Below are 26,593 nucleotides of genomic sequence, written 5' to 3'. Positions count from 1 at the left end.
GACGGCTCTCAGAGATGCGCCCGTCAGGAACACGTGCCCGAATCGAACGGGAGAAGGGCAGGGCTTGAATGATGAAGGCGTGCGGTCGGCCCCGGCCCCTCAGCGCCGGCCGCACTCCGCTTCGGCTTCCGTTCCCGGGGCGAGCGGGACCGCGGAAACCGTGGCTTCCGCTTCCGCGCCGACGGACTCCGTTCCGGCGGCCGCGTCACCCGGCTCGGCGGTGCGGGCGGCCGACGTCTGCGCCGCGGCCGCCGCCTCGCGCAGCGCCACCCTGCCCTTCCGGGCGGTGCGCAGTGCGTCCCAGGTCAGCAGGGCGAGAGCCAGCCAGACGAGCGCGAAGCCCGCCCACCGTCCGGCGGGCATCTCCTCGTGGAGCACCGCCACCCCGAGGACGAACTGGATGCTCGGTGTCACGTACTGCAGGAGCCCGATGGTGGAGAGCGGGAGCCGGACAGCCGCCCCGCCGAAGCAGATCAGCGGCGCCGCGGTGACGAAACCGCAGGTCACCAGCAGGAGGGAGTGGCCGACGTCATGCGTGCCGAACGTGCTCCGGCCCTGGGAGCCGAGAAAGAGCAGGAAGGCGAGCGCGGGCAGGAACTGCACCGCGGTCTCCGCCGCCAAGGACTCCAGTCCGTCCAGCCCCACCCGCTTCTTGACCAGGCCGTACGACGCGAACGTGAACGCGAGGACCAGGGCGATCCAGGGGACCTGGCCGTAGTCGACGGACAGGAAGAGCACCGCGGCGACGCCGATGCCGACCGCGGTCCACTGCGTCGGACGCAGCCGTTCCCGCAACAGCAGGACACCGAACGCGATGCTCACCAGCGGGTTGATGAAGTACCCGAGGGCGGCGTCGACGACATGGCCGGAGTTCGCGGCCCAGATGTAGACACCCCAGTTGGTCGAGATGAACACCGCGGCGACGGCGATCAGACCGAGGCGCCTGGGCTGGCGCAGCAGCGGACCGATCCAGGCCCAGCGGCGCAGCACGAGCAGGATCAGGCCGACGGCCGCCAGCGACCACACCATGCGGTGGGCCAGGATCTCGATGGCGCCGGTCGGCTCCAGCAGCGGCCAGTACAGCGGGAAGAGCCCCCACATGCCGTAGGCGGCGAACCCGTACGCGAGGCCCGGCCGGACCGACGGACCGGAGTCCGAACCTCCACTGGACTCGATGGTGCTCGGCTTCATCGGACCTCCCCCGGCGCGGCATGACGACGACCCGACGGTAGCGCCCGAGGGGCGGCGCTGTCATGTGTGTTCCGGCATACGGTCATGACAGCTGTTGGGGTGGGAGGTGGAGTGGATCCGTTCGAGTCTCCGACACGCGTGCGCCTCTTCGCGGAGCCCCCTTGCTCTCCGTGGTCGAACCGATACGGTCGTCCGGTGCGTGCGGTGACACCCGGCGGACTTGGAGGGGGATGTGGCAGGGCGGTTAGCCGTCGACGGGGATGAGCTCCAGCACTTCATGAAGCTGCTGAAGAAGTCGGCCAAGTCGTTGGACGGGTTGCGCAAGGCTCTGGGGGACGCGACGGTCACCGGTCTCGGAACCGACGATCTCGACCAGGCGTGCCAGGACTTCCAGGAGGACTGGAAGTACGGCGCCGAGCAGATCGGCGAACAGACCGAGGACCTCGCCAAGATCGTGGGTGAGAGCAGGGACAGCTACCGGGAGGTCGACAAAGCGCTGGAAGAGGCGCTGAAGAAGGGCGCCGAAGGGGGCGGTGCGCCGTGACCTCCACCCCGGGCATCGAGTCGCCGCAGCCGGCGCCACGTCCGACCTTCGGCACCGCGCAGGACCTGACGAAGCCCCAAGGCCTCAAGTCGTCGCCCCGCATAGCCAACCCGCACTACCCGGAGCTGGGCTTCAACCCGGTCCCGGGAAGCACCGACACGGTCCGGGAGCTCTACGACAAACTGGCCGCCTGCGCCAAGGTGTTGGAGGAGACCCGCGACCTGGTCTCCAGGCTGATGGACGGCAGCTATTGGAAGGGCGACGCGGCGGTCGCGTTCCGGGAGCAGATCGACGGCGGGCCACTCCCGGTCAACCTGAAGAATGCCGCCCGCTCCATCCGTAAGGCCGCCAGGCAACTGGACCGCTGGGAAGGCGAACTCGCCGAATTCCAGAGCCGCGCAAAGCGCCTGAATGAAGAGGCGAAGGCTGCGCGGGCTGCGCTGCACGCGGCCGAGGGTCGGGCCGAACGGGCCGCTGACGACCCCGACCTGGACAAGAAGGGGACGCGCCAGGACGACGCCGAGAAGGCGCGGGACCGTGCCGATGGGCACGTCGAAGAGGCTCGCGCGGACCTCGAGCGCATCCTCGCCAAGGCGCGCAGACTCGCCCAGGAGCACGAGGACGCCGCGGGGGCGCGCGCGGACCTGATCCGCAAGGCCACGGAGAAGCTCGCCCCGCACGAACCGGGCATGTTCTCCGAGGCCTGGGACTGGATCAAGGAGAACCTCCCGGACATCCTCAGCTTCACGGCGGGGGTGCTGGGGCTGATCGCGTTGTTCGTCCTCACGGGTGGGACGGCGGCTGCGGTGTTGCTCTTGGTGGCGGCAGCGTTGAGTGGTGGGGCGCTTGCTCAGCGATTCTCGGATCCAGCGGTTTGGGAGTCACTCAAGGATGGGTTCACCAAGGGCGAGTTGGACTCGGACTTTTGGGGCAACGTCGTGAGCCTCGGAGGGGACCTCCTAGGCGTACTGCCAGGAGGGGCCGCCGCAGGTCGAGGGGCTGCTGCAGCGTTTCGTGTGGCCGGCGAGGGCGCTGAGGTCATCACTCTCGGGCAGCGATTGTCCACTTTCGGTGCACGAACCTTGAGTGAAGCCCGCACCATCTCCGGATTGGATAATCCAACCATTAATTTCTTGGTCCGCGGCGCCCGGGACTCTGTCAAGGCCGGTGAAGTGATCGAGGTTGTATCCGCTTCGGCCGGTGTGCTGACGGCGGGATACGGTTTGGTCGCCAGCGCAGTGGATGAATTCGAGAGTGACGAGGTCAAGGGTGGTGCGACGGGAGTCGACGGAGTGCGATTCGGGCTCGACAGCGGCGGTCTCATCGATCTCGCCCGATATGTTGTTTGATGTCTTCCGTGAAGGGCGGCTATGAATCCGACTGATTTCCGCACTGCTTGGGATCACCCTCCGACGCGTCACGCATGGATAAGACATATGGTCATGAATTTTGTCGGCCTCGTCGGGTGGGTTGCTGCATGGTTTGGTCTCATCGGCGTCCTAGTGGTCTTCCTGTCTCCAGGTTTCATTCCGCTCGTTGTTCCGTTCATGATGGTCGCTTTCTATAGGGCCTTTGTGCAGCTGGCCTATTTCCCTGCTGCCGCGCGTATGCATCGAGTCCTTTTGAACTATCCCTGGCAGCATCTTTCTGCTGTCCCCCGCGGCTTGGGAAAGCATCCGGACGCTCAGGATGACGGCATGTGGTTTGAAATTTCCAATCCAGCCGATCCTGGCAGGATGATTCCGCTCGTATTCCTCAAATCCACTCGCTCGTTCTGGTGGATCAAGCGAATTGGCGGTCCTCGTACGAATCCGGAACTCAAGGCGCAAATTGAGCCTCTCTGGTTCGCCGGTGATCCTCGGTACATTGCGGTTGTCGCGGCATCGGGTCGCGAAAACAAGGCGCCTAGGCGGCTGCATTTCCTTTATCAGCGTGCCGCATTCGACAGGAGAATTCCTCCCGCGAGTTGGGGCGCAAGCCCCGACGACCTCGAACGTGCCCGTCGAGCCGGGGCTCAAGTGCCTGAGCATGCACCCTCGCCGCCGCGTCCCTACTGAGCAGGTGGCTCCCGCCGACCTCGACCGCGCTTACCGAGCCGGGGCCCGTGTGCCGTCGCCCGTTCCCGGCCCCGTCCGACCTCAGGCACCCGGAGGACCATGAGCACCCCCCGCTTCACGATCCACGACTCCGCGGCGGACCCTCTCGCCGACATCTGGTTCGCCGTTCCCGCGGGCTTTGTGGAGATTCCGCTCGATGTGCTGCTGGCGAAGTCCGGGTCGCCTGAGGACAGTCGATTGCAGGGGGCGGTCGCGCCGCTTCTCGACGCTTTGCCGGATGACGTCGGCCGGCAGCGGTTCATCGCCCAACTCGCCGCCGGGCAGCAGATGCTCCTCGCGTTGCGCGAGGTGGGCACCGTGCATTGTTCCCTCGGGCTGCACCGCGACGACTTCGAAGATGGCGACGGTGACGGGCGGTCGCTGCTGTCCCTGTTCACGCTCTCCTGGCGGGAGACGGCGTGGGCCCCGCGGGCCGTCACCGCGGCGCGCGCCGTCGCTACCGACGAGCGGCACACCCAGGTCGAATACCTCGACCTGCCGTGCGGGCCGGCGTCCCTCAGCGAGACGGTGCGAGTGGCCCTGCCGGACAGTGGACTTCCGCAGCAGCCCCTGCTCCAGGTCCATGCTCATCTCCCGCACCCGGACGGCAAGCGCCTCGCCGTACTGACCCTGAGCACCATGGCGATCGTCCGGCGCGCGGAGTATCACCAACTGCTGCGGCAGATCGCGGAGATGGTCAGCTTTGACGATCCGCTGAGCGGCGTGACTGGTGGGACGGGTGCGGAGGACGGCTCGTAGGAGCTGAGCCGGGGCCGCTGAGGATGACTCCGCGCGGCCCGGTCATGCCGCTCAGTCGGCCGGCGAAACCGGGCGCGACCCAAACCCGCAACAACCGCCCGCAACAGCCCAACCCCCACCATCACCCGAACACCCCGCGGCCCGGCCCCGTATCCCAGGAGCCGGGCCGCGCGGCCGTGCGAGGACGTGCAAGGTGTTGAGGCCCGTCGCTCAGCCCGCCACCGTCCAGGTGTCGTTGCCGTGCAGCAGCGCCGACAGGTCGCCCTTGCCGTAGCGCTCGACCGCGGATTCCAGCTGGTCGGCCATGAGCGTGTCGTAGACCGGGCGTTCCACGCTGCGCAGCACCCCGATCGGGGTGTGGTGCAGGGTGTCGGCGTCGGCCAGGCGGGAGAGGGCGAAGGCCGTGGTCGGCGAGGTGGCGTGGGCGTCGTGGACCAGGACGTCCGCGGTGCCCTCCTCGGTCACGTCCACGACCTTCAGGTCGCCGGTCGCCGGGTCCCGGACGACGCCCTTCGCGCCGAGACCGTCCTCGGCCGGGGCGCCGAAGCGGATCGGCTGCCCGTGCTCCAGACGGATCACCGCCTCCTGGGCCTGTTCCTTGTCCTTGAGGACCTCGAAGGCGCCGTCGTTGAAGATGTTGCAGTTCTGGTAGATCTCCACCAGCGCGGTGCCCGGGTGGGCCGCGGCCTCGCGCAGCACCCCCGTCAGGTGCTTGCGGTCGGAGTCGACGGTCCGCGCGACGAACGAGGCCTCGGCGCCGAGCGCCAGCGACACCGGGTTGAAGGGCGCGTCCAGCGAGCCCATCGGCGTCGACTTGGTGATCTTCCCGACCTCGGAGGTGGGGCTGTACTGGCCCTTGGTCAGCCCGTAGATCCGGTTGTTGAACAGCAGGATCTTGAGGTTGACGTTGCGGCGCAGCGCGTGGATCAGGTGGTTGCCGCCGATGGAGAGCGCGTCGCCGTCGCCGGTGACGACCCAGACCGACAGGTCGCGGCGGGAGGAGGCCAGGCCGGTGGCGATGGCCGGGGCGCGCCCGTGGATGGAGTGCATCCCGTAGGTGTTCATGTAGTACGGGAAGCGGGAGGAGCAGCCGATGCCGGAGACGAAGACGATGTTCTCCTTCGCCAGGCCGAGCTCGGGCATGAAGCCCTGCACGGCGGCGAGGACGGCGTAGTCACCGCAGCCGGGGCACCAGCGCACTTCCTGATCGGACTTGAAGTCCTTCATGGACTGCTTGGCCGCGGTCTTGGGTACCAGGGTGAGCGCGTCGGAGGCGGACAGGCCCTCCGCCGTCGTCTCAGTCATCGATGGCCTCCTTGAGCACGTCGGCGAGCTGTTCGGCCTTGAACGGCATCCCGTTGACCTGGGTGAAGGAACGGGCGTCGACCAGGTACTTCGCCCGGAGCAGGGTCGCGAGCTGGCCGAGGTTCATCTCCGGGACCACCACCGAGCGGTAACGCCCCAGCACCTCCCCGAGATTCCGCGGGAAGGGGTTGAGGTGCCGCAGGTGGGCCTGGGCGATCCGGCCGCCGGCGGCGCGGGTGCGGCGCACCGCGGCCGTGATCGGCCCGTACGTCGAGCCCCAGCCCAGGACGAGGACGTCGGCCTCGCCGGACGGGTCGTCCACCTCCACGTCGGGGACGTCGATGCCGTCCACCTTCGCCTGCCGGGTGCGGACCATGAAGTCGTGGTTGGCCGGGTCGTAGGAGATGTTGCCCGTGCCGTCCTGCTTCTCGATGCCGCCGATCCGGTGCTCCAGACCGGGGGTGCCCGGTACCGCCCAGGGCCGGGCGAGGGTCTCCGGGTCGCGCTTGTACGGCCAGAAGGTGTCGGTGCCGTCCTCGGTGGTGTGGTTCGGCTCGGTGGTGAACGGCACCCGCAGGTCGGGGAGTTCCACCAGGTCCGGGACCCGCCACGGCTCCGAACCGTTGGCCAGGTAGCCGTCGGAGAGCAGGAAGACGGGCGTCCGGTAGGTGAGGGCGATCCGGGCCGCCTCCATCGCCGCGTCGAAGCAGTCCGCCGGGGTCGACGGGGCCACGATCGGGACCGGCGCCTCGCCGTTGCGCCCGTACATCGCCTGGAGCAGGTCGGCCTGCTCGGTCTTGGTCGGCAGCCCGGTGGACGGGCCGCCGCGCTGGATGTCCACGATCAGCAGCGGCAGTTCCAGCGACACCGCCAGCCCGATCGTCTCGGACTTCAGCGCGACACCGGGGCCGGAGGTGGTCGTCACCGCCAGCGCCCCGCCGAACGCCGCGCCCAGCGCCGCGCCGATACCGGCGATCTCGTCCTCGGCCTGGAAGGTCCGCACACCGAAGTTCTTGTGCTTGGACAGCTCGTGCAGGATGTCCGAGGCCGGGGTGATCGGGTACGAGCCGAGGTAGAGCGGCAGGTCGGACTGCTGGGAGGCGGCGACCAGGCCGTAGGACAGCGCGAGGTTCCCGGAGATGTTGCGGTACGTCCCCGGCGGGAACGCCGACGCCGCCGGCTGCACCTCGTAGGAGACCGCGAAGTCCTCGGTGGTCTCACCGAAGTTCCAGCCCGCCCGGTACGCGGCCACATTGGCCTCCGCGACCTGCGGCTTCTTCGCGAACTTGGTCCGCAGGAACGACTCGGTGGCCTCGGTCGGCCGGTGGTACATCCAGGACAGCAGGCCGAGCGCGAACATGTTCTTGCTGCGCTCCGCCTCCTTCCGGGACAGCGCGAAGTCCTTCAGCGCCTCGACCGTCAGCGTGGTCAGCGGCACCGGGTGGACGTGGTACGCGTCGAGGGAGCCGTCCTCCAGCGGGCTGGCCTGGTAGCCGACCTTGGCCATCGCGCGCTTGGTGAACTCGTCGGTGTTGACGATGATCTCCGCGCCGCGCGGCACGTCCGCCAGGTTCGCCTTCAGTGCCGCCGGGTTCATCGCGACCAGGACGTTCGGCGCGTCACCCGGGGTGAGGATGTCGTGGTCCGCGAAGTGCAGCTGGAAGCTGGACACCCCGGGCAGGGTGCCGGCGGGGGCGCGGATCTCGGCGGGGAAGTTGGGCAGCGTGGAGAGGTCGTTCCCGAACGACGCCGTGTCCGAGGTGAACCGGTCACCCGTCAGCTGCATACCGTCACCCGAGTCACCCGCGAAGCGGATGATCACCCGGTCGAGACGGCGGACTTCCTTGCCGGGACTGCGTTCCCCCATGCCCCGCCCGGCTGCCTGCTCGGGCTGGGTGTCGACCTGGCTGGTCACTGAACTGGACCTCCTTCGAGGCGGCGGCTCGCATCGCATTACCGACCGGTTGAACCGTCGGCCACTCTACGTCGGTAAGGGTCACCTTCCCTGGAAGTGTCACATAGTGGACGAAGTGCTGAGACATGGCCCTGTGCCGGTTCGTACCGATTTACCCGCAGGTGCGGGCAGGCTCCCGCACCGGACCGCTGCTCATCCCTTGGGCCTAGGACCGGAGACCGAGGGCGCCGCGGTGTGCCCACGGCCCGCCCCGCCGCCGGGGGGATCACCCCACCGCCGGGGGCGGGGGCGGGACGGCCGGGACGGCGGCTTTCGGGCGGGCGCCGCCGGCCGGGGAACCGGACGGGGCGGGAAAGGCGCGGCGAGGTGTCCCGCGCGGAGCGCACCGCGGCCCGGCGTCGCGCCCGGCCCGGGACACGGCCGCCCCGGGCCCGGAGGAGCCGGCCGTCGGCCGGGAGGGGCCGGTCACGAGTCGAGATAGGTCAGGACGGCCAGGACGCGGCGGTGATCCCCGTCACTCGGCGACAGCCCCAGCTTCAGGAAGATGTTGCTGACGTGCTTCTCGACCGCGCCGTCGCTGACCACCAGCTGCCGGGCGATCGCCGAGTTCGTCCGGCCCTCGGCCATCAGCCCCAGCACCTCCCGCTCCCGCGGGGTGAGGCCGGCCAGCACGTCCTGCTTGCGGCTGCGGCCCAGGAGCTGGGCGACGACCTCGGGGTCCAGCGCCGTACCGCCCCCGGCCACCCGCACCACCGCGTCCACGAACTCGCGGACCTCGGCGACCCGGTCCTTGAGGAGGTAGCCGACGCCCCGGCTGCTCCCGGCGAGCAGCTCCGTCGCGTACTGCTCCTCGACGTACTGGGAGAGCACCAGCACCCCCAGATCGGGGTGGTCGCGGCGCAGCCGCACCGCGGCCCGCACGCCCTCGTCGGTGTGGGTCGGCGGCATCCGGACGTCGGCCACCACCACATCCGGCAGCTCACCGTCCGCGGCCATCTCGCCGATGACCTTGATCAGCCCCTCGGCGTCCCCCACTCCGGCGACCACGTCGTGTCCCCGGTCGGTCAACAGCCTGGTCAGGCCCTCCCGGAGCAGCACCGAATCCTCGGCGATGACCACCCGCACCCTGTCCTCCACGCCCCTCGTCCCCCGCTCGCACATTCCTCTGAAGTCCGCCCGTGTGCCCGTGTCGCCCATGTGCCCGTGTTGCCCATGGGGCGGTGTTGCCCGTGTGACGGTGTTGCCCTGTGCCTGTGCCTGTGCGCACGGGTGCCCGGGCCGGTCGGTCCGTCGGCCCGGGGTGTCCGTGTGCGTCACTGCCGTACTGCTGCGGTACTGCCGTGCTGCCGTACTGCCGTGTGCAGTCGTGCTGTGTGGCGTAACGCTGTGTGCTGTGCAGGCACCAGCATCCCAGTATTCGGGCACCCGTGTCCTCGGGCGAGAGGATGAGACGGAAGTGGCGGCCCTCCGCTCGGTCACGGCCCGGCGCGCGTCGATCCGGCCCCGCGTACCCGCCGGGGGCTGTCCGGCGGGTGCGCGGGACCGGGCCGGTGCCCGGACCAACGGTGGAAGCGGCCTCTCCGTAGCGGCGTCCCGGTGTCCCGGTGGGGCGTTCGGCCCGCCGCCTCAGCCGGTCCGCCCGCCCGGGAACGCCTCCTGGTCCCGCCAGGGGAGCTCGGCGGTGACCGTCGTGCCGCGGCCCTCGGGGGAGTCGACGACCAGGACCCCGTCGACCGCGTCCAGCCGTTCGGCCAGCCCCGCCAGCCCGGAGCCGGGCGCCGCCGTGGCGCCGCCCCGGCCGTCGTCGGCGACCTGGAGCATGATCCGGCCCTCGACGCGCCACACGTCCACCGTGGCGCGGGTGGCCCGTGCGTGCTTGCTGATGTTCTGGAGCAGCTCGGAGACGGTGAAGTAGGCGATGCCCTCCAGGGCGGCGGCCGGCCGGCGGGGCAGCTCCACGGTCACGGTGACCGGCGCCGCGCAGCGGGCGGACAGCGCCGACAGGGCCGGACCCAGCCCCCGGTCGGTGAGGATGGCGGGGTGGATGCCGCGGGCGAGGTCGCGGAGTTCCCGGAGGGCGAGTTTCACTTCGCCGTGGGCTTCGTCGACCATGCGGGCGGCGGCTTCGGGGTCCTCGAGGAGTTTTTCTTTTGCGAGGCCGAGGTCCATGGCGAGGGCGACGAGGCGGGCCTGGGCGCCGTCGTGGAGGTCGCGTTCGATGCGGCGGAGGTCGGCGGCGGCGGTGTCGACGACCGTCCCGCGGTCCGACTCCAGCTCCGACACCCGCGCGTCCAGCCGGGACGGACCGAGCAGGCCCGCCACCATCAGCCGGTCCACCTGGGTGATCCCCCGCACTACCCACGGGGCCACGAGCACGACCAGCAGCCCGAGCCCGGCCGTCGCGCCGATCTCGAACGGGGTGTCCACATAGATGCCGTGGCCTTCGCCGTCCCCGTACAGCTGGGCGCCCGGCTGACCGGTGAGGTGGCTGACCGGCCAGTGGTAGAGCGGGTAGAGCAGCAACAGCAGCCCGGTCGTCCAGAGGGTGAGCGAGACGCAGAAGCCGAACACCGCCCAGGGGAAGTGCAGGACGCAGTAGAGCACGTGCCGCCAGGAGGCCCCGCTCGCCAGGTGCGCGGTCATGTACGCGAGCGGTCCGCTGCCGCCCTTGCGGGGCCGTACCGGCTCGGGGGCGGGGACCACGAGCCCCAGCAGGCCACGGGCCCGGGCGCGCTCCACGGCTCCGAGGCCGCGCGCGCCCGCCAGGCCCGCGGCCAGCACCGGCACCCCGAGGAAGGTGATCAGCAGCCCGGCCCCCACCGAGACCATGGTGATGGCGTAGACGAACGTCACGACGGCGAAGGGCAGATTGAGCAGCAGATAGAGGAACTCGCGCCAGGAGCGGCCCATGAGCGGGGCGCGGAGCGTCACCGGCACCCGAGGGGCGGCGGTCGTCTCCTGTCCGTGTGCGGTGGCCATGGTGTCGTCGTCCGTTCTGCGGTCGCGCCGTGCGATCCGCTCCTTGCACGGCGTTTCCGCGTGCGGTGGGTACGGGGGTGGTGCGGGGGTGGTGCGGGGTGTGGGTGCGGCGGTGTGTACGGGGCGGCCGGCGTGCAGGGCGTGCGTACGGGGTGGTGCGGGCCGTTCGGGGTCTGCGTACGGGGTGGTGCGGGCCGTTCGGTCGTCGAGGTCCGTCCGCCTGCGTACTCCAGGCTGCCGGTGCGGGGCCTTCCGGACCATGGAGTCGGTCCCCGTCTCGCACAGGGGGTTTTCCCCACCCCACTCGGGCCGGTTGCCGCACCGTGCTGTCCTGCCGGAACCTGCCGGAACCTGCTGGACCCCGCCGGAGTCCGTGCTCGGGGGCGGTGGCCCGGAGGCAGGGACGGGCAGCCGAAACGGAATCGGTCACGCGCGCACGGAATCAGTCGTGAGATGGATGGAAGTGGCTTGTGGAAGCGCCGTCGTCGCAGCAGTCGCGCCGCGGACAGAAGCAGTCACGCGACGGAGGGAAGCCGCCGCCCGACGAAGGGAAGCAGCCGCACGCGGAGAGGCAGCCGTGCGCGGACGGGATCAGCCCTGCCCCCGGTCCCGCCAGGGCAGCTCCGCCGTCACCACCGTCGGGCCGCCCTCCGGTGAGTCGACCACGAGCAGCCCGTCCACCGACCTCAGCCGCTCGGTCAGCCCCGCCAGCCCGCTCCCGCGGTCCGGCAGCGCGCCGCCCCGTCCGTCGTCCGTCACCCGGATCAGCAGCCGGTCGCCCGACCGCCACAGCTCGACCTGCGCGGTCCGCGCGCGGCTGTGCTTGCTGATGTTCTGGAGCAGTTCGGAGACGGTGAAGTAGGCGATGCCCTCCACGGCGGGCGCGGGCCGGGCCGGCAGCTCCGCGGCCACCTTCGTCGGTACGGTGCACCGCCCCGCCAGCGAGGACAGCGCCGCTTCGAGGCCGCGGTCGGTGAGGATGGCGGGGTGGATGCCGCGGGCGAGGTCGCGGAGTTCCTGGAGGGCGAGTTTCACTTCGCCGTGGGCTTCGTCGACCATGCGGGCGGCGGCTTCGGGGTCCTCGAGGAGTTTTTCTTTTGCGAGGCCGAGGTCCATGGCGAGGGCGACGAGGCGGGCCTGGGCGCCGTCGTGGAGGTCGCGTTCGATGCGGCGGAGGTCGGCGGCGGCGGTGTCGACGACCGTCCCGCGGTCCGACTCCAGCTCAGCGATCCGCCGCTCCAGCTCGCTGGAGGGGGAGAGCAGCCCGCGGACCATGGCACGGTCCACGTTGGCCAGCCCGCGTGCGATGTACGGCAGCACCGGCCACGCCACCAGCAGGGCGACGAGCGTCAGGACGAACGTCACCACACCCCACGGGAGCCGGATCAGGCCGTACAGGGCGGTGCGCCAGCCCACCGGATCCTTCAGGCTGTTCCACACCCAGGGGAAGAGGCCCTCCCGCGCCGGGCGCGGCAGCGGACTCGGCTCGTCGATCCGCACCCCCAGCAGCCTCCGCGCGCGCCCGCGCTCCCCCTTGCCGAGCGCCCGCGCCCCGGACAGGCCGAAGGCGAGCAGCGGCAGCCCGATCACGGTCACCGAGAGCCCGACGGCGAGGGCGAGCCATACATAGGTGTAGACGAAGCCGAGGAGCGTCATCGGCAGGTTGGCCAGGAGGTGGGCGATCTCGCGCCAGGTCTGCGCGCCCATCGCGATGCGTGCGGGGGGGCGGCCGGTCGTCGTTGCCGGCGCCGCCGGACCCCGGGGTGTTCTCGGTCATGGAGATCACCCTGCCCGGCCGGGCGACCCGTGCGCCATGGGGTGCTTGGGTGGGTTGCGGTGGGGATAACCCCACCGGTGCGTCACCACCCCGTGAGACGGCTGGTCACGGCGGATCGGGCAGGGCCTAGACTCGCCTGCGTACAGATCGTCCAACAAGGCAGTCAGGGAGCGAGGGGCGGACGTGCTCGAGCCGACGCCGACCGTGCGCACGGCACCCGTCCAGCTGGCGGCCGACTACTTCCAGAGCTATTCGGTGGTCGGCCTGCTCGCGGTGGTCGGGATACTGTTCGTGGCCGTGGCCTTCGGGGCCGGGCGGCTGCTGCGGCCCGTGGTTCCGACCCCGGAGAAGCTGCTGACGTACGAGTGCGGCGTCGACCCCGTCGGCGAGGGCTGGGCGCACACCCAGGTCCGCTACTACGTCTACGCCTTCCTGTACGTGATCTTCGCTGTGGACTCGATCTTCCTGTTCCCCTGGGCGACGATCTTCGCCGCCCCGGGCTACGGCGGAACGACGCTCGTGGAGATGTTCATCTTCCTCGGCTTCCTCGCCGTGGGCCTGCTGTACGCCTGGAAGAAGGGCGTCCTGGAATGGACGTGACACCGACTCCTGTGGACGCGACAACTGCTGTGGACGCGACATCCGCCCCTGAACTGCTGCCCGAGCCGCGCCGGCTGGGCCCGCTCGCCCGCCTCGCGCCCGAGCCGATGAAGGTGGTCCTGAACTGGGGCCGCCGCTACAGCCTGTGGGTGTTCAACTTCGGGCTCGCCTGCTGCGCGATCGAGTTCATCGCCGCCTCCATGGCCCGCCACGACTTCATCCGGCTCGGCGTGATCCCGTTCGCGCCCGGTCCGCGGCAGGCCGACCTGATGATCGTGTCCGGCACGGTCACGGACAAGATGGCGCCCGCGGTCAAGCGGCTCTACGAGCAGATGCCCGAGCCGAAGTACGTGATCTCCTTCGGCGCCTGCTCGAACTGCGGCGGCCCCTACTGGGACTCGTACGCGGTGACCAAGGGCGTCGACCAGATCATCCCCGTGGACGTGTACGTCCCGGGCTGCCCGCCCCGCCCCGAGGCGCTGCTCCAGGGCATCCTCAAGCTCCAGGAGAAGATCGCGCGGGAGTCCCTGAGCGAGCGGTACGCGTCCGGCCGGGCCGCCGGCGCCGCGGGCCGCCCCTCGACGGCGGCGCTGCGAAGCGGCCTGGTCACGGGCCCGGAGCAGCCGTCGCAGGGCGCCGGTACGGCGGCGGATCGCCCGGCGCCGGGTGACCAGGGAAGCACCGAGGAGGGGGACCGGTGACCGAGCCCACCGAGCGGGGCGAGGAGCAGGCCACCCCTCAGGAGCCCGGGAAGCAGCCGTCCGCCGGGAACGCCGCGTCCGCGCAGCCTGCATCCGCACCTGCCCAGGACTCCGCACCCGCACCCGACTCCGCACCTGCCCAGAACGCCGCACCCGCCCAGGACTCCGCACCTGCGGGGAGCGGCGGAGCCGTCGGCAACGGCGGAGCCGCGGGCGATGCCGCAGCGGGTGACGGGAGTGCAGCAGCCGCCGGGGACACCGGGGCTGCTGGGGACTCCGAGGCCGCCGAGGCAGCCGGGGCCGCTGCACCGCCGCCCGTCGGCTGGCTTCCGCGGACCGCCGAGGAGCTCTTCGGCGCCGGGGCGCAGGCCGAGGAGGCGTACGACCTGCTCACCGTCGACGTTCCGGCCGCCGAGTGGATCGGCGCGCTGGAGACGGCCCGGGACACCCTCGGCTGCACCTACTTCGACTGGCTGAGCGCCGTCGACGAGGCGGACGCCGGCTTCCGCGTGTCCGCCCATGTCGTCGCCCTGGCGGTGGACGGCCCGCCGCGCCGCCTGCTGCTGCGCACCACCGTGCCGCACGGCGCCGCCGTGCTGCCGACCGCGACCGGTGTGTACGCCGGAGCGGGCTGGCACGAGCGCGAGACGCACGAGATGTTCGGCGTCGACTTCACCGGCCATCCGCAGCTGGCGCCGCTGCTGCTTCCCGACGGCTTCGAGGGACACCCGCTGCGCAAGGACTTCGTGCTGGCGGCCCGGGTCGTCAAGGCCTGGCCCGGTGCCAAGGAGCCGGGCGAGTCCGACCACGGCGGCCCGAAGCGGCGGCAGATGCTCCCGCCCGGCGTCCCCGACCCCAACGAGTGGGGGCCGCTCAAGGGCCAGCTCCCGCCGGCGCCGGCCCGCCCGGCCCGTGGCGCCCGCGCTGCCGCGGGCGAGCGCCCGCCGCGCCGAGCCCGCACCGCGGGCGCGGGCTCGGCGAGCCAGAGTCCGGCGGGCGAGACCCCGCGGAACGCGCCCGAGGCTGCCCCGAGTGCGGCACAGGGCGCCACGGCGGAACGGACTTCGCCGGCCGGGCAGGACTCGACGACCGCCCGGACTCCTTCGGCCACGCAGACCCCTTCGGCTCCGCAGACCCCTTCGGCCGCGCAGATGCCATCGGCCGGAAGCTCTGCGGCGGCCGACGGAACAGTGGCTGCGCCGGGGGCATCGGCCGCGGCGGGCGCCGCCGAGCGCCCCGCGCGCCGTAGCCGGAGCGCGCGCCAGGGCTCGGTGAGCCAGAACCGGCCCGAGGAAGCCGACGGCGCGGCGGCGGATGCCTCCGCAGCCGGCTCTCCGCAGGGCGGCAGCGGTGAACCGGAGGGCGCGGCCGGCACCCCGGACGCGGAAGTCTCCGCCCGGACGTCCCGGGCACAGCGTTCCTCGGACGCCCCGTGGCATCACGCCCGCCCGGCCTTCGACGACCGAGCAGACGGCAAGGCCGGAACCGGCAGCCCCGAGGCCGGCAGCGGCAGCGGCAGCGGCGACGCGACAGCCGGCGGTGACGGAACCAGCAGCGGCGACGGAACCAGCACCGGTGACGCGGCCGGCAGCGGTGACGGAACCGGAAGCAAGGCCGCGACCGGCGGTACAGCCGAGGCCGGTGCCGGCGACGGAACCGCCAGTGGCGAGGAAACCGGCAGCCGTGACCCGAGCCGAGGCCGAGGGGGCGACCGGCCCGCGGGCAGGGACGCACCGGGTGCCCGTACCACCACCGAAGCATCGAAATCAGCAGGTCAGGACGAGTCCGAGGCCGAAGCCGAGGAAGGCGGAACCGCATGAGCGACGTCCTCGACGTCACCTGGCGGTTGATCGCCGTCTTCGCCGGGTTCCTCGTCCTTCCGCTGGTCGTGGGCCAGACCGAGCACAAGGTCATGGCTCATATGCAGGGCCGTCTCGGACCGATGTACGCGGGCGGGTTCCACGGGTGGGCCCAGCTCGTCGCCGACGGTGTGAAGTTCGCGCAGAAGGAGGACGTCGTCCCGGCCGGTGCCGACCGGCGGATCTTCCAGCTGGCCCCCGCCGTCGCCCTGCTCCCGTACCTGCTCGTGATCATCGCGATTCCCATCGGCCCCGGCGACGGGGCCGTCGGGCAGGTCATCGACGCGGGCATCTTCTACGTCCTCGCGGTCATGGGCGTCGGCGTCCTCGGTTCGCTGATGGCGGGCTGGGCCTCGGCGAACAAGTTCTCCCTCCTGGGCGGCCTGCGCACCGCCGCCCAGCTGCTGGCGTACGAGCTGCCCATGCTGCTGGCCGCGGGGTCCGTGGCCATGGCGGCGGGCACCGTCTCCCTCGTCGGGATCCTCGACGGTTTCCAGTGGTGGTGGGTGCCGTGGCAGATCGTCGGCGGGCTCGTCTTCTTCACGGCGGGCCTGGCCGAGCTCCAGCGGCCCCCGTTCGACATGCCGGTGGCCGACTCGGAGATCATCTTCGGCGCGTACACCGAGTACACGGGCCTGCGCTTCGCGCTGTTCCTGCTCGCCGAGTACGCGGGCATCGTCGTGCTCTGCGGGCTGACGACCGTCCTCTTCCTCGGCGGCTGGCACGGCCCGTTCGGCGCCGACGGCCTCGGCTGGGTGTGGACCCTGCTCAAGACCGCGCTCCTCGCCTTCGTCGTCATCTGGCTACGGGTCAGCTATCCCCGGCTCCGTGAGGACCAGCTCCAGAAACTCGCCTGGACCGTTCTCATCCCGCTCGCCCTCGCCCAGATCGCGCTCACCGGCATCGTCAAGGTGGTGATCCAGTAGTGTCCCGTCCGTCGCCCGGCCCCGCTCCCGAGGAGAAGACCTCCGGACGCTCGTCGTTCCCCGGCAGTGGCCTCGCCAAGGGCCTCGCCGTCACGCTCCGGACGATGACGCGGCGCTCGGTCACCGCGCAGTACCCGGACGTGCAGCCCGAGCTGCCGCCCCGCACCCGTGGCGTCATCGGGCTGTTCGAGGAGAACTGCACGGTCTGCATGCTGTGCGCCCGTGAGTGCCCGGACTGGTGCATCTACATCGACTCCCACAAGGAGACGGTGCCGCCCGCCGCCCCCGGCGGCCGGGAGCGCAGCCGCAACGTGCTGGACCGCTTCGCCATCGACTTCGCCCTGTGCATGTACTGCGGTATCTGCATCGAGGTGTGCCCGTTCGACGCGCTGTTCTGGTCCCCGGAGTTCGAGTACGCGGAGGAGGACATCCACGACCTCACCCACGAGCGCGACAAGCTGCGCGACTGGATGTGGACCGTGCCCGCGCCGCCCGCGCTCGACGCGGCCGCCGAGGAACCGAAGGAGCTCGGCGCCGCCCGCAAGACCGCGGACAAGCTGGCCGCCGCCGAACAACAGGCCGCGGAACAGCAGGCCGCCGAACAACAGCAGGCCGCCGAACAGCAGCAGGCCGCGGAACAGGCACGGCAGCAGGCCGCCGGGGAGCAGCGGGAGGACGGCGCGTGATCCTCGCAGCAGGCCACCCCGGGTTCCTCTCGCCGACCGGGGTCGAGATCGCCTTTCTCCTCGTCGGACTCGTCACCTTCGGCGCGGCCCTCGTCACCGTCACGACCAAGCAGCTGGTGCACGCCGCGCTGTGGCTGGTCGTGACGCTCGGCGGGCTCGCCGTCGAGTACCTCCTCCTCACCGCCGAGTTCATCGCCTGGGTGCAGGTGCTGATCTACGTCGGCTCCGTCGTGGTGCTCCTCCTCTTCGGACTGATGCTCACCCGGGCCCCCATCGGCCGGTCCCCGGACGCCGACTCCGGCAACCGCCCCGTCGCGCTCGCCGTGGCCGTCGCCGCTGCCGCCGCGCTGGTCTGGGTGGTCGTGGACGCCTTCCGCGCCACCTGGATCGACCTCGACGGCCCCGCCCAGGGGACGACGAAGGTCTCCGGAGAGATCCTCTTCCAGCACTGGGTGCTGCCCTTCGAGGCCCTGTCCGTCCTGCTGCTCGCCGCGCTGGTGGGCGCGATCGTCCTGTCCCGCAAGGACGACGCGAAGGACGACGGCAAGAACGGTGGGCAGGGCGGCGGAACGGCATCCGGCCCGGCCGGCGCCACCGCAGCCGGCAGCCGATCCGCCACGGGCCGGAGCAGCGGCGCATCACCCCGCCACGACACCACGCGCCACGACACCACGCGCCAGAACACCACGCGCCAGGACACCGCCCGTCAGGACACCGCCCGCCAGGACACCGAGGAGGGGAAGCGCTGATGCATCTCGCCTATCCCGCCGTACTGGCCGTCCTCCTCTTCTGCACCGGTGTCTACGGCGTGCTCGCCCGGCGCAACGCGATCCTGGTCCTGATGTCCGTCGAGCTGATGCTCAACGCCGTCAACCTCAACCTCGTCGCCTTCGACGTCTGGCTCCGCGACTCCCTCCACGCCGGACAGGCCCTCACGCTCTTCACCATCGCCATCGCCGCCGCCGAGATCGGCATCGGCCTGGCGATCGTGCTGCTCGTGTACCGCAACCGCGGCAGCTCCGACGTCGACCGGCTCCGCGACCTCGCCGACACCGCCGGCCCCGGCGACGCCCCGGACGGGGCGGCGGCCGGGCGAGCCGGCACGGCGGAGAAGGCGGAGGCCGCCACATGACCGTCCCGTCCCTCCCCTCGTTCCCCTCGTACCTCACGGCAGACCAGGCGGAGGCCGCCGCGTGACGACCACGACTCTCGCCGTCCTCGTCCCGCTGCTGCCGTTCCTCGGAGCGGCCGCGGGCCTGCTCCTCGGCCGCCGGGCCCCCGGCTTCGTCCGGCCGCTGGCCATCCTCCCGACCGCGGTCGCCGGCGTCCTGGCCGCCCTGGTCGCCGTCCGGCAGGGCGGGGGAGCGGCGATCGACGCCGCGACCCGGCTCACCCCCACCGGCTCGGTCCCGATCGACCTGGCGCTCCACATCGACGGCTTCGCCGCCCTCGTGGCCGTGCTCGTCGGCACCGTCGCCACCTGCGTGCAGCTCTACTCCACCGGCTACCTGCGGAACGACCCGCGCTACGCCTCGTACGCCGCGATCGTCTCCCTCTTCACCTCCGCCATGCTGCTCGTCGTCTACACCGGCGACCTGATGGTGCTGCTGGTCGGCTGGGAGATCATGGGCATCTGCTCGTACTTCCTCGTCGGCCACTACTGGGAGACCGAGGCCGCCCGCTCCGCCTCCCTCAAGGCGTTCCTCGTCACCAAGCTCGGCGACGTCCCCTTCCTCTTCGGCCTGTTCGCGCTCGCCGCCGACGCCGGGACCTTCCGCATCAACGGGATCCTCACCGCCACCGTCTCCGGCGACGGTCTGGACCACCCCACCGTGATCGCGCTGCTGCTGCTCGCCGGAGTCGCCGGCAAGTCGGCACAGTTCCCGCTGCACACCTGGCTGCCCGACGCGATGGCCGGCCCCACCCCGGTGTCCGCGCTGATCCACGCCGCCACGATGGTCGCCGCCGGTGTGTACTTCGTGGCCCGGCTGCTGCCCGTCTTCCTCTCCTCCGCGGCGGCCCTGGTGGTCCTCGCCGTGATGGCCGCCGTCACCATGGTCGGGTCCGCCCTGGCCGCCCTCGCGCAGGACGACATCAAGCGGGTCCTGGCCTATTCGACGATCGGCCAGCTCGGCTACCTGACCGGTGCGCTCGCCGTCGGCGACCGCGGCGCCGCCGTCTTCCACCTCATCTCCCACGGTGCGTTCAAGGGCCTCCTCTTCCTCGGCGCCGGTGTCGTCATCGCCGCCGCCGGAACCAACTCGCTGGCCGCCATGTCCCGCATGAGCGGACTGAGCCGGCGCATCCCCGACGCGTTCTGGACGATGACCGTCGCCCTGCTCGCGCTCGCCGCCATTCCGCCGTTCGCCGGCTTCTTCTCCAAGGAAGCCGTCCTCGGCGCCGCCGAGCACGCCGCGACCGGCCACGCCGAGCGGATCCCCGGCACCGCCGGCTGGATCGTCCTCGTCTCCGGTCTGCTCACCGCCCTCCTCACCGCGGGCTACGCCACCCGCCTCTGGCTCCTGGCCTTCCGCGGCCGGGGCGCCGCCGCCCCCGACCTCGGCCGGCAGCCGTTCGTCATGAACGCCGTGCTGTGGGTGCTGTTCGTCCCCACCGCCGCGTTCGGCATCACGGCCGGGGTGCTCCCCGACTGGTTCGACGGCCGTCCCCTCGGCCCGACCCTCACCACCTCCGTCCTCGGCACCGGCCTCGCCCTCGCCGGCGCCCTGATCACCTACGGCGCCTGGCGGCACACCACCGCCGTCGCCCGGGAGGTGCCGGTCGGCGCCGTCGTGGCGCACCCCCACGCCGAGCCCGCCCTCACCGAGATCGAGGCCATCGCCACCCACGAGGAGGTGTACGGGGACATCGCCACCGCGCAGGACCCCGCCGACCCCGGGCGGCTGCTCCTCGGCCCCCTCCACGGCCCCGCGGCGCACGGCTTCCACCTCGACGCCCTGTACTCCGCCCTGTTCGTCCGCCCGGTGCGCGCGGCGGCCGAACTGGTCCGCTTCCTCGACCGCGAGGTCGTCGACACCTACGTCAGCGGCGCCGGCACCGGCGCCCGCCTGCTCGGTGCGGCCGTCCGCCGCGCCCAGACCGGCAATGTGCAGACCTATCTGGGTGCGCTGCTCGCCGGCTCCGCCGTCCTGGCCATCGCCGCCGTCCTCGTCGCCGCCGGAGCGTGAGCCATGAGTGGACCCATGAATGACACCGTTATGCAGTACCTCCTCGCCGGCGTCGTCGTGCTGCCGCTGCTCGGCGCTCTCGCCGCCCTGCTGCCGGCGCCGCCCGGGCTGAAGGGCCGCAACCCCGAACAGGCCGTGCTGCGCCACGGCGTCACCGTCACCGGGGTGGTCCTCGCCCTGTCCGTCGCGCTGGCCGCCGGATTCGACCACGACCACCCGGCCCGGATGCAGGCCACCACGGACATCAGCTGGATCCCCGCTCTCGACGTCCGGATCCACCTTGGCATCGACGGCATCTCGCTCCCCCTGCTCGTCCTCACCGCACTGCTGACCTTCCTCTGCGCGCTGTACTCCTACTTCCGGATGCCCGAGGGCCCCTCCGCCCGCGGGTTCGTCGCGCTGATCCTCGTGCTCGAGGCCGGCACCCTCGCCACCTTCGCCGTCCTCGATCTGCTGCTGTTCTTCCTGGCGTTCGAGATGGTGCTCATCCCGATGTACTTCCTGATCGCCCGCTGGGGCGGCGCCGGCCGCACGGCCTCGGCCTGGAAGTTCATCCTCTACACCCTGCTCGGCTCCGTCGTCATGCTGCTCGGTCTCCTCCTCGTCGGGCTCAAGGGCGGCACGTTCGACATGGTGGCACTCGCCACTGACAACGGGTCATCGCTCAGTCACACCACGCAACTGATCGCCGCCCTCGCCATCGGCATCGGCCTCGCCGTGAAGGCCCCGATGTGGCCGCTGCACAGCTGGCTCCCGGACGCCCACACCGCCGCCCCCACCGTGGGCTCGGTGCTGCTGGCCGGTGTGCTGCTGAAGATGGGCACGTACGGCTTCGTGCGGATCGTGCTGCCGGTCGTCCCGGAGGGCGCCCACACCTTCGCCCCGTACCTCGCGGCCTTCGCCGCCGTCGGCATCGTCTACGGGTCCCTGGCCTGCCTCGCCCTCGCCCGCACCGGCGCGAAGGGCGACCTCAAGCGCCTGATCGCCTACTCCTCCGTGGGGCACATGGGCTTCGTGCTGCTGGGCATCGCCACCCTCACCCCCACCGGGCTCAACGGCGCGCTGTTCGCCAACATCGCCCACGGCCTCATCACCGGCCTCCTCTTCTTCCTGGTCGGCGCGGTCAAGGACCGCTACGGCTCGACCGACCTGGACACCCTCGCCGGAGCGACCGGCGCCGCCCTCTACGGCAAGGCGCCGCGGCTGGGCGGGCTGCTCGTCTTCGCGGCCGTCGCCTCCCTCGGCCTCCCCGGCCTCGCCGGCTTCTGGGGCGAGATGCTGGCGATGTTCGCGGCCTTCGACCCCGCCGCGGGGCTCAGCCGGTCCGCATACCTGACGTTCATGGCCCTCGCCGGACTGGGCACCGTGCTCACCGCCGGCTATCTGCTCGTGGTCGTCCGGCGGGTGTGCATGGGGGAGCGGCCCGGCGAGGAGCCCGAGGTCCCGGCCGGAGCGCCCGAACTCACGGCACCGAAGCCCGCGACCGCGGCGACGCCCGCAGCGGCACGCGCCGCGAGCGCACCGGCCCCCGTGCCGGACGGACCGGCCGCCGCGCCCGTCCTCACCGATGTCCAGGGGTACGAATTCGCCGCCTGGACCCCCCTCGTCGCCCTCACCGTCCTCGCCGGACTCTGGCCCGCGGCCCTCCTGGGGCTCACCGACCCGGCCGTGCAGAACCTCCTCGGAGGAGGCAGCTGATGACCTCCCTCGTCCAGTCCGTCGACTGGCTCGCGATCGCCCCGCCCACCATCGCCGCGGTGGTGGCCCTGATCGTCCTCGTCGCGGACCTGTTCCTGCCCGAGCGGCGCAAGGCCCTGCTCGGCCCGGTCACCGTCGCGGGCCTGACGCTGGCCGCGCTGTCGCTGCTGCCCCTCGTCGGGGGCGACCGGACGACGTTCTGCCTCACCTCCGACCCCGACGTCTGCAGCTATGCCGCCGACCACTTCACGGTGATCATCCAACTGCTGGTGCTCGGCGGGGCGCTGCTCGCCGCCCTGCTGTCGATGAGCGCCGTGCGGGACTCCGCCCTCCCCGCTGGTGAGTTCTGGTTCCTGCTGCTGTCCTCGGCCGCGGGCGCCGCCCTGCTGCCGGCCTCCCGTGACCTCGCGACCCTCGTCATCGCCCTGGAAGTCGCCTCCCTGCCCGCGTTCGCCCTCGTCGGCATGCGCCGCGGCGACCGGCTCTCCTCCGAGGCCGCGCTCAAGTTCTTCCTGTCGTCCGTCGCCGCGACCGCCGTCATGCTGCTCGGCGTCAGCTTCCTCTACGCCGCCACCGGCAGCCTGCACCTCTCCCGGATCGCCGACGGGCTCACCGACGTCCCCGTCCGGTTCGACTCCCTCGTCACCGCCGGAGTCGCCCTCACCCTGGTGGGATTCGCCTTCAAGGCGGCCGCCGTTCCGTTCCACTTCTGGGTCCCCGACACCTATGTGGGCGCGCCGCTGCCGGTCGCCGCCTATCTCTCGGTGGTCGGCAAGGCCGTCGGCTTCTCCGGGCTCATCCTGGTGACGGTCCTGGCGTTCCCCGCGTACGCCGACGTGTGGGGCCCGATCGTGGCCGTCCTCGCCGCCCTCACCATGACCGCGGGCAACGTCGGCGCACTGCGGCAGCGGCCGGAGCGCGCGCACAGCGCCGTGCGCCTCCTGGCCTGGTCCTCCGTCGGTCAGGCGGGCTACCTGCTGGTGCCGATCGCCGCCGCGGCCTACCTGGACGACCCGGCCCGGGCCATCGGCTCCACCGTCGCGTACGCCCTGATGTACGGCGCGGTGAACCTCGGCGCGTTCGCGGTCGCGGCACTCGTCGCCCGGACGCACCCGGACCACCGGATCGCCGACTACCGCGGCCTGTACGCCTCCCGCCCCCTGGCCGCGCTCGCCCTGGGCTTCTTCCTGCTCTGCCTGGCGGGCCTCCCGCCCGGCATCATCGGCCTGTTCGCGAAGGTCACCGTGTTCGCCGTCGCCGTGGACGCGGGGCTGGGCTGGCTCGCCGTCGTCATGGCCGTGAACGTCGTGATCGCGCTCTACTACTACCTCCAGTGGACCGCCGTCCTCTTCCGGCCCGCCCCCGAGGCGACGGCAGGTCAGGAGGCAGGAGCCCCGGAGCAGGCCGCCGAGGGCACCGGAACCGCCCCGGCAGCCGCCGTGGTGAAGCACCGCATCCCCGCTCCCATCGGCGCGGCCATCGGCCTGGCGGCCGTCCTCGGAGTGGTGCTCTCGGGCGCGCCGCAGCTGGTCCTGCGCTTCGCCTCCGCCACCCTGCTCTGACCTCGACGGGCCCGACGGCCTCGATGGCCTCGACGGGTTCGACGGCCCCGGTGACCCCGACGGTCCCGGCTCCGGCGGCCCCACCACGGGCCCGCGCGAGCCCCGCGCCGCGCAAGCCGTCGCGCCGCCCTGCCCCCCGCGTCCGGGCTCTGACGCGTCCGGGCTCCGCCGCGCCCTGTCCCGTCGGCGAGCGGGCCCGTCGGCGAGCGGGCCCATCGGCGAGCGGGCCGCCCGTCCGTGCCCGGCCCGGCGCGCGCCCCGCTCCGCCCCGCACCTCACCCGAACGGCCGTACGTACGGCGCGGGCCCGGCCCCGGCCCGCGCCTGGTCCTGGCGTCGGACTCCCGTCGTCCGCCCGGAGGGCGGGCTCCGCGAACGTCGGGTGCGTGCTCTCGGCGTGCCGGGCCCGGAGCCTCGTACCGGGCGTACTTCCGGTCAGGGCCCGTGCGGCGAGTGGGGGTACCTCCCGCGCCCTTCGGACAGCGGGGGAGGGTGCAGGGCGTCGCCGAGCAGACGGGAGCCCGACGACAGGACCCGGGGAACCAGCGCCTCCCGCCTGGCGTTGACCAGTACAGGAGGGTCCACTGGAAGGTGGAAACACCGCGTCAAGGGTTCCCCGCCACGACCAGGAGGGCGAAGCGTGCACCGCCGGCACAACGGGCTGAAGACCGCCGTACTCCTCGGTGGCCTGTCGGCCCTCATCATCGTCATCGGCAGCCTCTTCGGCCGCGCGGGGCTGCTGATCGCGCTCGTCGTCGCGCTGGGCACCAACGCCTACGCCTACTGGAACAGCGACAAGCTGGCGCTGCGCGCCATGCGGGCCCGGCCGGTCAGCGAGTTCGAGGCCCCGGCGCTCTACCGCATGGTGCGCGAGCTCTCGACCGCCGCCCGCCGGCCCATGCCACGGCTCTACATCTCCCCGACCCAGGCCCCGAACGCCTTCGCCACCGGACGCAACCCCCGCAACGCCGCCGTGTGCTGCACCGACGGCATCCTGCGGATCCTCGACGAGCGCGAGCTCCGGGCCGTCCTGGGCCATGAACTCAGCCACGTCCACAACCGCGACATCCTCATCTCGTCGATCGCCGGAGCGCTCGCCTCGGTGGTGATGTTCCTGGTGAACTTCGCCTGGCTGATCCCGGTGGGCCGGTCCGACGACGACGAGGGGCCCGGCATCCTCGGCATGCTGCTGGTGATGCTCCTCGGCCCGCTCGCCGCGTCGATCATTCAACTGTCGGTCAGCCGCTCCCGGGAGTTCGAGGCGGACGCCTCGGGCGCGCAGCTCACCGGGGACCCGCTCGCCCTCGCCTCCGCGCTGCGCAAGCTCGAGGCGGGCACCGAGCAGTTGCCGCTGCCACCGGAACCGCGTCTGGAGACGGCGAGTCACATGATGATCGCCAACCCGTTCGGCCCGGTCCGGGGGATGTCCAAGCTGTTCTCCACCCATCCCCCCATGGCCGAACGCATCGCACGCCTCGAGCAGATGGCAGGGTATCGACCGTGAAAACGATCCTGAATCTCATCTGGCTTGTGCTGTCGGGCTTCTGGCTCGCCGTCGGCTACGTCGTCGCGGGAGTCATCTGCTGCATCCTCATCATCACGATCCCGTTCGGCATCGCCGCGTTCCGTATCGCGGGGTACGCCCTCTGGCCGTTCGGCCGGACGACGGTGGACCGGCGCGACGCCGGCGCGGGCTCCGTCATCGGAAACGTCATCTGGATCGTGTTCGCCGGCTGGTGGCTGGCCCTGGCGCATCTCTTCACCGGGCTCGCGCTGTGCATCACGATCATCGGGATCCCGCTGGGGATCGCCAACTTCAAGCTGATCCCGATCTCCCTGATGCCGCTCGGCCGCGAGATCGTCCCCACCGACCGGCCGTTCACCGCCGCCTGACGGCCACCCGCCGAATTCCTCGTCCATCACCACCGCCCGGGCCGGGGCCACACGTCCCCGGCCCGGGCGGCCCGGGCTCAGCGGTAGTTCACGAACTGCACCGCGAAGTCGAGGTCCTTCCCCTTGATGAGGGTGATCACGGACTGGAGGTCGTCCCGGCTCTTCGAGGTGACCCGGAGCTCGTCACCCTGCACCTGGGCCTTGACGCCCTTCGGCCCCTCATCGCGGATGATCTTCGCGACCTTCTTGGCGTTGTCCTGCGAGATCCCCTCCTCGATCGAGGCGAAGATCTTGTACTCCTTGCCCGATGCCTGGGGCTCGCCCGCGTCCAGCGCCTTCAGCGAGATACCGCGCTTGACCAGCTTGGACTGGAAGACATCGAGGATCGCCTTCACCCGCTCCTCGGAGTTGGCGCGCATCTCGATCTTCTCGCCGGACCACTCGATCGAAGCGCCGACGTTCTTGAAGTCGTACCGCTGGGAGATCTCCCGGCTCGCCTGGTTGAGGGCGTTGTCGACTTCCTGCCGCTCGACCTTCGAGACGATGTCGAAACTGGAGTCGGCCATGGTGAGTTGGCTCCTCGTACGTAGATCCGTCAGGTGTGCGGGGCCGTCCCCGGCCCGCAGTGCCAGCCTAGCCAGTCGGGCCCTGTTCCAGCGGTGATCAACCGGGTGGCGAACCACCCCCTGGCATCGGGTATGGTTTACGTCGTTGCCAGGGAGCACCGACACAGGAGCGCGCCCCGGCCACATCCCCGGCGGGTTGCCCGAGCGGCCAAAGGGAGCAGACTGTAAATCTGTCGGCTTACGCCTACGCAGGTTCGAACCCTGCACCCGCCACATTGGGAAGAGGACCCCTCCGACCTGCTGAATTGCAGGGCGGAGGGGTTTTCTCGTTCTGCGGGGCCGTGGGCTG

General features: G+C 71.5%; 23 protein-coding genes and 1 tRNA gene. 17 read left to right on the top strand and 7 right to left on the bottom strand.

Features of this window, described 5'->3' with window-relative positions; all coding sequences use genetic code 11:
• Positions 1-99: 99 nt before the first annotated feature.
• Positions 100-1,191, bottom strand: coding sequence for an EamA family transporter RarD (gene rarD / locus ABT112_RS10430; protein WP_351507724.1), 1,092 nt, complete (start codon positions 1,189-1,191; stop codon positions 100-102).
• A gap of 232 nt (positions 1,192-1,423) precedes the next feature.
• On the opposite strand from rarD, the gene ABT112_RS10425 reads away from it, so the two are divergent.
• The 4 genes from ABT112_RS10425 (at position 1,424) to ABT112_RS10410 (ending at position 4,590) form a co-directional block, all read left to right on the top strand.
• Entirely contained in the window at positions 1,424-1,735 is a 312-nt protein-coding gene (locus ABT112_RS10425) for a DUF6317 family protein (protein WP_351507722.1), read from the top strand.
• Complete coding sequence (locus ABT112_RS10420; protein ID WP_351507720.1) at positions 1,732-3,084, top strand: putative T7SS-secreted protein; 1,353 nt, start codon at positions 1,732-1,734, stop codon at positions 3,082-3,084. The genes ABT112_RS10425 and ABT112_RS10420 overlap by 4 nt, the downstream gene beginning before the upstream one ends.
• 87 nt (positions 3,085-3,171) lie before the next feature.
• Positions 3,172-3,792 (top strand): hypothetical protein, encoded by a 621-nt coding sequence (locus ABT112_RS10415; protein ID WP_351507718.1) that lies wholly within the window; start codon positions 3,172-3,174, stop codon positions 3,790-3,792.
• Between the two features lie 99 nt (positions 3,793-3,891).
• A complete protein-coding gene (locus ABT112_RS10410; protein ID WP_351507716.1) occupies positions 3,892-4,590 on the top strand; it encodes a hypothetical protein in 699 nt (232 codons plus the stop codon).
• A gap of 210 nt (positions 4,591-4,800) precedes the next feature.
• Here the strand turns inward: ABT112_RS10410 and ABT112_RS10405 are convergent, their stop codons facing one another.
• The 5 genes from ABT112_RS10405 to ABT112_RS10385 all read right to left on the bottom strand — a co-directional run bounded on the left by ABT112_RS10405 (position 4,801) and on the right by ABT112_RS10385 (position 12,496).
• Positions 4,801-5,895, bottom strand: a complete 1,095-nt coding sequence (locus tag ABT112_RS10405; protein WP_351507714.1) for a 2-oxoacid:ferredoxin oxidoreductase subunit beta — start codon at positions 5,893-5,895, stop codon at positions 4,801-4,803.
• Complete coding sequence (locus ABT112_RS10400) at positions 5,888-7,810, bottom strand: 2-oxoacid:acceptor oxidoreductase subunit alpha (RefSeq protein WP_351507712.1); 1,923 nt, start codon at positions 7,808-7,810, stop codon at positions 5,888-5,890. Before ABT112_RS10400 ends, ABT112_RS10405 begins: the two co-directional genes overlap by 8 nt.
• 465 nt (positions 7,811-8,275) lie before the next feature.
• Complete coding sequence (locus tag ABT112_RS10395; RefSeq protein WP_351507900.1) at positions 8,276-8,935, bottom strand: LuxR C-terminal-related transcriptional regulator; 660 nt, start codon at positions 8,933-8,935, stop codon at positions 8,276-8,278.
• A 501-nt stretch (positions 8,936-9,436) separates the two neighbouring features.
• On the bottom strand, positions 9,437-10,789 hold the full coding sequence (locus ABT112_RS10390) for a sensor histidine kinase (RefSeq protein WP_351507710.1): 1,353 nt from the start codon (positions 10,787-10,789) through the stop codon (positions 9,437-9,439).
• Positions 10,790-11,380: 591 nt separating this feature from the next.
• Complete coding sequence (locus ABT112_RS10385; protein ID WP_351507708.1) at positions 11,381-12,496, bottom strand: sensor histidine kinase; 1,116 nt, start codon at positions 12,494-12,496, stop codon at positions 11,381-11,383.
• Between the two features lie 253 nt (positions 12,497-12,749).
• On the opposite strand from ABT112_RS10385, the gene ABT112_RS10380 reads away from it, so the two are divergent.
• The 12 genes from ABT112_RS10380 (at position 12,750) to ABT112_RS10325 (ending at position 25,678) form a co-directional block, all read left to right on the top strand.
• Positions 12,750-13,166: an NADH-quinone oxidoreductase subunit A gene (locus ABT112_RS10380; protein ID WP_351507706.1), complete on the top strand. Its 417-nt coding sequence runs from the start codon at positions 12,750-12,752 to the stop codon at positions 13,164-13,166.
• Positions 13,157-13,867, top strand: coding sequence for an NADH-quinone oxidoreductase subunit B (locus ABT112_RS10375; protein ID WP_351507704.1), 711 nt, complete (start codon positions 13,157-13,159; stop codon positions 13,865-13,867). Before ABT112_RS10380 ends, ABT112_RS10375 begins: the two co-directional genes overlap by 10 nt.
• Positions 13,864-15,687, top strand: coding sequence for an NADH-quinone oxidoreductase subunit C (locus ABT112_RS10370; RefSeq protein WP_351507703.1), 1,824 nt, complete (start codon positions 13,864-13,866; stop codon positions 15,685-15,687). Before ABT112_RS10375 ends, ABT112_RS10370 begins: the two co-directional genes overlap by 4 nt.
• The gene (locus tag ABT112_RS10365) at positions 15,684-16,652 is read left to right on the top strand and encodes a complex I subunit 1/NuoH family protein (protein ID WP_351507701.1); all 969 of its coding nucleotides are present in this window, start codon (positions 15,684-15,686) and stop codon (positions 16,650-16,652) included. The genes ABT112_RS10370 and ABT112_RS10365 overlap by 4 nt, the downstream gene beginning before the upstream one ends.
• 104 nt (positions 16,653-16,756) lie before the next feature.
• Positions 16,757-17,338 carry a 4Fe-4S binding protein gene (locus ABT112_RS10360; protein ID WP_351507899.1) on the top strand — a complete coding sequence of 194 codons (582 nt, stop codon included), beginning with the start codon at positions 16,757-16,759 and terminating at the stop codon, positions 17,336-17,338.
• On the top strand, positions 17,335-18,087 hold the full coding sequence (locus tag ABT112_RS10355; protein WP_351507699.1) for an NADH-quinone oxidoreductase subunit J family protein: 753 nt from the start codon (positions 17,335-17,337) through the stop codon (positions 18,085-18,087). The genes ABT112_RS10360 and ABT112_RS10355 overlap by 4 nt, the downstream gene beginning before the upstream one ends.
• Positions 18,087-18,470: an NADH-quinone oxidoreductase subunit NuoK gene (gene nuoK / locus ABT112_RS10350; RefSeq protein ID WP_351507697.1), complete on the top strand. Its 384-nt coding sequence runs from the start codon at positions 18,087-18,089 to the stop codon at positions 18,468-18,470. Before ABT112_RS10355 ends, nuoK begins: the two co-directional genes overlap by 1 nt.
• Before the next feature lie 61 nt (positions 18,471-18,531).
• Positions 18,532-20,526: an NADH-quinone oxidoreductase subunit 5 family protein gene (locus ABT112_RS10345; RefSeq protein WP_351507694.1), complete on the top strand. Its 1,995-nt coding sequence runs from the start codon at positions 18,532-18,534 to the stop codon at positions 20,524-20,526.
• 15 nt (positions 20,527-20,541) lie between these two features.
• The gene (locus tag ABT112_RS10340; RefSeq protein WP_351507692.1) at positions 20,542-22,224 is read left to right on the top strand and encodes a complex I subunit 4 family protein; all 1,683 of its coding nucleotides are present in this window, start codon (positions 20,542-20,544) and stop codon (positions 22,222-22,224) included.
• Complete coding sequence (locus tag ABT112_RS10335) at positions 22,224-23,786, top strand: NADH-quinone oxidoreductase subunit N (RefSeq protein WP_351507690.1); 1,563 nt, start codon at positions 22,224-22,226, stop codon at positions 23,784-23,786. Before ABT112_RS10340 ends, ABT112_RS10335 begins: the two co-directional genes overlap by 1 nt.
• Positions 23,787-24,425: 639 nt before the next feature.
• Positions 24,426-25,289, top strand: coding sequence for a zinc metalloprotease HtpX (gene htpX / locus ABT112_RS10330; RefSeq protein ID WP_351507689.1), 864 nt, complete (start codon positions 24,426-24,428; stop codon positions 25,287-25,289).
• On the top strand, positions 25,286-25,678 hold the full coding sequence (locus ABT112_RS10325; protein ID WP_351507687.1) for a YccF domain-containing protein: 393 nt from the start codon (positions 25,286-25,288) through the stop codon (positions 25,676-25,678). The genes htpX and ABT112_RS10325 overlap by 4 nt, the downstream gene beginning before the upstream one ends.
• A gap of 77 nt (positions 25,679-25,755) precedes the next feature.
• Here the strand turns inward: ABT112_RS10325 and ABT112_RS10320 are convergent, their stop codons facing one another.
• Positions 25,756-26,244 carry a YajQ family cyclic di-GMP-binding protein gene (locus tag ABT112_RS10320; protein WP_351507685.1) on the bottom strand — a complete coding sequence of 163 codons (489 nt, stop codon included), beginning with the start codon at positions 26,242-26,244 and terminating at the stop codon, positions 25,756-25,758.
• A 190-nt stretch (positions 26,245-26,434) separates the two neighbouring features.
• On the opposite strand from ABT112_RS10320, the gene ABT112_RS10315 reads away from it, so the two are divergent.
• Positions 26,435-26,517 (top strand) — tRNA-Tyr (locus ABT112_RS10315).
• Positions 26,518-26,593 lie beyond the last annotated feature (76 nt).

Source organism: Streptomyces sp. NPDC002055, from assembly GCF_040296705.1.
Lineage (GTDB): Bacteria > Actinomycetota > Actinomycetes > Streptomycetales > Streptomycetaceae > Streptomyces.
Note: the sequence above shows the minus strand (reverse complement) of the source record. Positions and strands in the feature narration are given on the sequence as shown.

Coding starts and splice junctions, on each gene's coding strand:
- ABT112_RS10390 (WP_351507710.1), bottom strand. CDS start 10,789: ATGGCCACCGCACACGGACAGGAGACGACCGCCGCCCCTCGGGTGCCG.
- rarD (WP_351507724.1), bottom strand. CDS start 1,191: ATGAAGCCGAGCACCATCGAGTCCAGTGGAGGTTCGGACTCCGGTCCG.
- ABT112_RS10375 (WP_351507704.1), top strand. CDS start 13,157: ATGGACGTGACACCGACTCCTGTGGACGCGACAACTGCTGTGGACGCG.
- ABT112_RS10405 (WP_351507714.1), bottom strand. CDS start 5,895: ATGACTGAGACGACGGCGGAGGGCCTGTCCGCCTCCGACGCGCTCACC.
- nuoK (WP_351507697.1), top strand. CDS start 18,087: ATGCATCTCGCCTATCCCGCCGTACTGGCCGTCCTCCTCTTCTGCACC.
- ABT112_RS10415 (WP_351507718.1), top strand. CDS start 3,172: ATGGTCATGAATTTTGTCGGCCTCGTCGGGTGGGTTGCTGCATGGTTT.
- ABT112_RS10360 (WP_351507899.1), top strand. CDS start 16,757: ATGACGCGGCGCTCGGTCACCGCGCAGTACCCGGACGTGCAGCCCGAG.
- ABT112_RS10365 (WP_351507701.1), top strand. CDS start 15,684: ATGAGCGACGTCCTCGACGTCACCTGGCGGTTGATCGCCGTCTTCGCC.
- ABT112_RS10385 (WP_351507708.1), bottom strand. CDS start 12,496: ATGGGCGCGCAGACCTGGCGCGAGATCGCCCACCTCCTGGCCAACCTG.
- ABT112_RS10340 (WP_351507692.1), top strand. CDS start 20,542: ATGAATGACACCGTTATGCAGTACCTCCTCGCCGGCGTCGTCGTGCTG.
- ABT112_RS10410 (WP_351507716.1), top strand. CDS start 3,892: ATGAGCACCCCCCGCTTCACGATCCACGACTCCGCGGCGGACCCTCTC.
- ABT112_RS10320 (WP_351507685.1), bottom strand. CDS start 26,244: ATGGCCGACTCCAGTTTCGACATCGTCTCGAAGGTCGAGCGGCAGGAA.
- ABT112_RS10335 (WP_351507690.1), top strand. CDS start 22,224: ATGACCTCCCTCGTCCAGTCCGTCGACTGGCTCGCGATCGCCCCGCCC.